Raw genomic sequence first — 3,324 nt, 5'->3', positions numbered from 1 at the left:
GGCTCATTTATAGTAGTTGAATAATGTAATAGACATAATTTGCAATCATCAATCCCTTGTCCTCATAGTCAAGATTAAGATCAGCGAAAACTTTATCTGTTAACCTTTGCATTTCAAACTGATGGTAGGGGCTGGTCATTCCTGCAAGCATATAAAGATTATCAGATTCATAGCCTGCCTGAATCATTTCCAAAGCCCAATCAATCCAGGCTTCATCAATATCTTCGTTAAAGGCCTTTTTCATTAAGACCCTGTAAGTTGAAATAACTTTATGGGGAAAATTAGTCATAAGTTACGTTACCAGAAATGACAAATTCTTCTTCGTTGGTATGCTCGTTTATTATGCTTCCGTTAACACCCACAGAATAATATTGCTGTAATGGTTTAAAGGTTTCGTTCTTCATACTTGGTGTGAGCATCAAGATATTACTGGAAAATGTTCTCCCTTTAATGCGTCGAGTAAGCCGAACCTTGAGCTTATCACCGCCACGTTCGGAAACAATTTCACCGAAAAGGTTACCTTGGTTCCATTCACTTGGCTCTAGTACAATAATTCTTACGGTAAGTCTATTCATTGGCTTCTTTTAGTTAATCTTCTTTTCAACCGACATACTTATCCAGTAAATTCCCATCTGTCCCCTGTTATCCATTGTGCCTTTTGGCAACTGATTTTTAGGACAGCTTAAAATGGAAGTATCTACCCCTTTTACAAATGCAGTTAAGGCTTCAAGTTTATGTTCTGAAAATGGAAGTATAGTGTAATCCCAACTGGAATAAAAAGATAACATCCACTTAAATTCTGCATCGATTTTTCCATTGATTAAATATTGATCTAAAATGGAATACGATTCAGATACGGTTGCATTGTCAAGATCTTCAATTCCTGTATAACAACTCGGTTCCACCAGAGCGTACCAATTTAAAAATATCATTCGCTTTAAGATCTCAAGCTTTGCAGTTTCATTATCAATGCGAAAATACAGTTCAAGATAAGACTTATGAATATTTCGATACTGCTCGAATATTTCTTCTGCGGAAAGTTTTTTAGTTACAAAATCCATTGTTCCATTTTGAGATTCAGCATAGTCCCAAATTTCTACTTCTCTATCAGATAAAATGTCGATTTCGGTTTTCATGGTATAATCGCTCTTTTCAGTTACTGGGCTCAATTATTGATATCTTCAATAAAACCAAATAGGTTATATGTTAAGTAACCTATTAACTTGCTTCCACTTCGGATCAAAATCTATTTCGTAGGTGAAAGATACCAATCTGTTTTCTGCAAGACTAACCTTTCTTAAAAATTGCTCGATAGGTTCATTCTTTTCCGAATAACATTCGATTTCCATTCCTCTGTCTGATACCAGCCTGGAAACCAAGTGGCAAATGCATATCCTCTTCAATTCATCTGAAAAGAAATCCTCAATTGTACCCATATCCAAGTCGGGATTATTCTCGGCAACTTTACCAGTGAGATCAATACTTATCCCGATATGATAAGGGCAAAATCCTTTGAACTCGTACTTTCTATATGATTTATCAACCCAGCCAGTGCCTAGCTTGCCATTTTGCATGGTTAACTTTAAGAGGGTAAAAGAATGTTTCGGATATATCTGATCCGAATATTTTACCATCTCCCAATCAACAACAGGAGGTTTGTTTCCAAAAAACTTGTTTAAAAAGTTCACTTTTTTAGGGGAGTATTGTTAGTTACGAGGCTTTTGCTTTTCGTCGTTGATCCTCCTGTAAAGCAGTTTAACTATCCAATCAAGTTCGCTCTGCTCACACCAATATTCACTAATATGTCCATAAGTCTGGTATGTTGATACGTTAAAGCCTTCCTCAATGTCGTTGTAATAAACTACTGCATTACCGAGGATTGCTACAACCCAAAATCCTCCGCCCTCGTCTCCATATTCGGTTTCCTGCCATTTACTGGGCTTGATTTTTATGAGATTCCAGAAGCTTAATATTTGACCACTCAGTTTTAATTCTCCACGTATGATTCTTGTATCTAACTCATCTATTGAAATAGGTGTCCACATGTTAAGCATTTTAGCAGCAAGCATAACAATTTTCTGAAGTATCCAACTCCATAAAATTTCCGGATTGCTATTGTTCTACATCAAAATTATTTATTTTTTTTATTGGTTGGAGTCTTCAATAAAGCAAATTTCCAATTTTCCCTTTTGGCGTTACTTCTCCGTTTTTGTACTATTCAGCTAAACATACACAAATTTGATAGCTTTTTACAACGATATTCGATCAGGTGTTTCCAGCTTAGCAATAGAATAATTCCAGTTCTCAATGCCCTTAATCTTTAATGCGATCTTGGTCCGCTCTTCCAGAAAATTTATTAAAGTGCTAAATTTTATTGTATTTGAATTAGGCAGGATTCTTGTCATCTGACTTAATACCGTTCTTCCAAATTCTGCTTTGAAATTTTTAAGAAAAATATAACTAGCTGTTCTAGTTTTTCTAATTGCCCTACAGAGTTAATATCTGTCAGTCTACTATTGTTGTCGATCTGGATCTTTTTCAAATTAACCAATCCCTTCAGGTCGGACTAATTATGTTTTTTACTGCTGCACTATTCAGTTATTTTGTGAGTAGTAAAAAAGAAAGCAGCTAGTTAAATTTATAAAAACACTAATTCATACCATTCATTTATACCTCTTTTTTAAGAATAAAATTATAAATCGAGCTTTGCTGCTTTTAATACCTTAGCTTTAGCAACTTACTACCGAATATTACTCAATCTTTAAAAGTAAGCTTATACTTAATTCTATTTAAAATAATGCATTTAAGTATATGAAAAAGGACGATTCTGCCAAATTGATTATTGCAAATAAAGAAATTGCTTCCCAGTTTAATGAAAACGAAACACTTGCCGCCGAATTGGTTATCGCCAATAAGGAACTTGATTTTCAGAATGAAGAGAAAGAAAATCGTGCTGCTGAATTGATCATAGCCAACAAAGAACTTATTTTTCAGAATGAAGAGAAAGAAAATCGTGCTGCTGAACTGATTATTGCCAATAAAGAACTTGCCTTTCAAAATGAGGAGAAAGAGAATAGAGCAGCTGAATTAATTATAGCGAATAAGGAACTTATTTTTCAGAATGAGGAGAAAGAAAACCGTGCTGCCGAATTAGTTATTGCCAATAAAGAATTGGCTTTTCAGAATGAAGAAAAAGAAAAACGTGCTGCCGAACTCATTATTGCCAACAAAGAACTTATCTTTCAAAATGAGGAGAAAGAAAAAAGAGCTAATGAGTTAATTATTGCCAACGAAGAGCTTGCCTTTCAAAACGAAGAAAAGGGC

General features: G+C 34.6%; 5 protein-coding genes and 1 pseudogene. 1 reads left to right on the top strand and 5 read right to left on the bottom strand.

The window, feature by feature from the left end; translation table 11 throughout:
- Nucleotides 1-7: 7 nt before the first annotated feature.
- The 5 genes from AC1DND_RS23540 to AC1DND_RS23520 form a co-directional block, all read right to left on the bottom strand.
- Entirely contained in the window at nt 8-244 is a 237-nt protein-coding gene (locus AC1DND_RS23540; RefSeq protein WP_477585018.1) for a hypothetical protein, read from the bottom strand.
- Between the two features lie 37 nt (nt 245-281).
- Nucleotides 282-575: a hypothetical protein gene (locus tag AC1DND_RS23535; protein WP_477585017.1), complete on the bottom strand. Its 294-nt coding sequence runs from the start codon at nt 573-575 to the stop codon at nt 282-284.
- Between the two features lie 9 nt (nt 576-584).
- Complete coding sequence (locus tag AC1DND_RS23530; RefSeq protein WP_477585016.1) at nt 585-1,136, bottom strand: hypothetical protein; 552 nt, start codon at nt 1,134-1,136, stop codon at nt 585-587.
- A gap of 63 nt (nt 1,137-1,199) precedes the next feature.
- Nucleotides 1,200-1,688: a hypothetical protein gene (locus AC1DND_RS23525; protein ID WP_477585015.1), complete on the bottom strand. Its 489-nt coding sequence runs from the start codon at nt 1,686-1,688 to the stop codon at nt 1,200-1,202.
- Between the two features lie 18 nt (nt 1,689-1,706).
- Nucleotides 1,707-2,069 carry a hypothetical protein gene (locus AC1DND_RS23520; RefSeq protein ID WP_477585014.1) on the bottom strand — a complete coding sequence of 121 codons (363 nt, stop codon included), beginning with the start codon at nt 2,067-2,069 and terminating at the stop codon, nt 1,707-1,709.
- A gap of 742 nt (nt 2,070-2,811) precedes the next feature.
- Here AC1DND_RS23520 and AC1DND_RS23515 point away from each other — a divergent pair.
- Nucleotides 2,812-3,324, top strand: a pseudogene (locus AC1DND_RS23515) (diguanylate cyclase); the annotation flags it as partial.

Source organism: Pedobacter sp. 01N416 (assembly GCF_056399685.1).
This window is presented reverse-complemented; position numbering and strand designations above follow the sequence as displayed.

What these genes read in the sequence shown, in the direction of transcription:
- AC1DND_RS23520 (WP_477585014.1), bottom strand. Translation starts at nt 2,069, where the DNA reads ATGCTTGCTGCTAAAATGCTTAACATGTGGACACCTATTTCAATAGAT.
- AC1DND_RS23540 (WP_477585018.1), bottom strand. Translation starts at nt 244, where the DNA reads ATGAAAAAGGCCTTTAACGAAGATATTGATGAAGCCTGGATTGATTGG.
- AC1DND_RS23530 (WP_477585016.1), bottom strand. Translation starts at nt 1,136, where the DNA reads ATGAAAACCGAAATCGACATTTTATCTGATAGAGAAGTAGAAATTTGG.
- AC1DND_RS23535 (WP_477585017.1), bottom strand. Translation starts at nt 575, where the DNA reads ATGAATAGACTTACCGTAAGAATTATTGTACTAGAGCCAAGTGAATGG.